The sequence below is a fragment of the Sphingomonas endophytica genome (assembly GCF_001476895.1).
GTDB lineage: Bacteria > Pseudomonadota > Alphaproteobacteria > Sphingomonadales > Sphingomonadaceae > Sphingomonas > Sphingomonas endophytica_A.
This window is the reverse complement of sequence record NZ_LDTB01000168.1, coordinates 1-572: the sequence shown is the minus strand read 5'-3', so window position 1 is coordinate 572 and position 572 is coordinate 1. Positions and strand designations below refer to the sequence as shown.

At 64.7% G+C, this 572-nt stretch carries 1 protein-coding gene; it reads left to right on the top strand.

What is annotated here, in order from left to right; all coding sequences use genetic code 11:
- Positions 1-362: 362 nt before the first annotated feature.
- A partial coding sequence (locus tag NS334_RS16560) for an NAD(P)H-binding protein (RefSeq protein WP_153002799.1) occupies positions 363-572 on the top strand: 210 nt, incomplete at its 3' end.

Genomic DNA, 572 nt, shown 5'->3' with positions numbered 1-572 from the left:
TCGCTGGCGGGGTTGGTGAACTTTTAGGTGTCGGCCTTTTCGCCGGCGTCTGGACCATCCTGGTTTCGATCGCCCTGCTGAGGCTAGGCGGCGGCGCCGCATCATCGGCTGTGCCGGTTTTATTGCGGCGGCAGGTCTGCTCTCCACGCTACCCTCGGTGATCGGGGTGGAATCATCGATCCTGCTGACGCTTTCGGGGATCTTCTGGCAGCTCTGGACGGCGGCGCTTGCGATTTGGCACCTGCGCGCACGCTCAGTGGAAAACATTGGGATCTCATCCGACGCGAGCGCGGCCGTCCGATCAAGCCGAGCCTGATCACGGCACAGGTGAACCCCCATCGCGCGGACCGGGAGCTACTTTGATGAACAGCCATGATCTGCATGTCGTGATCGGCCAGGGTCCGGTCGGCAAGGCCGTCGTCAGCTCGCTGTTGCTGCAGGGCGCGCGGGTTCGGACCGTCACCCGCTCCTCTCGTTCTGCCCGCCATGCAGGCGTCGAGGTTCACGTCGGCGACGTCTCGCGGCGTGAGGACGCCATATCGGCCTGCGCAGGGGCCACCGTGGTCTATCAA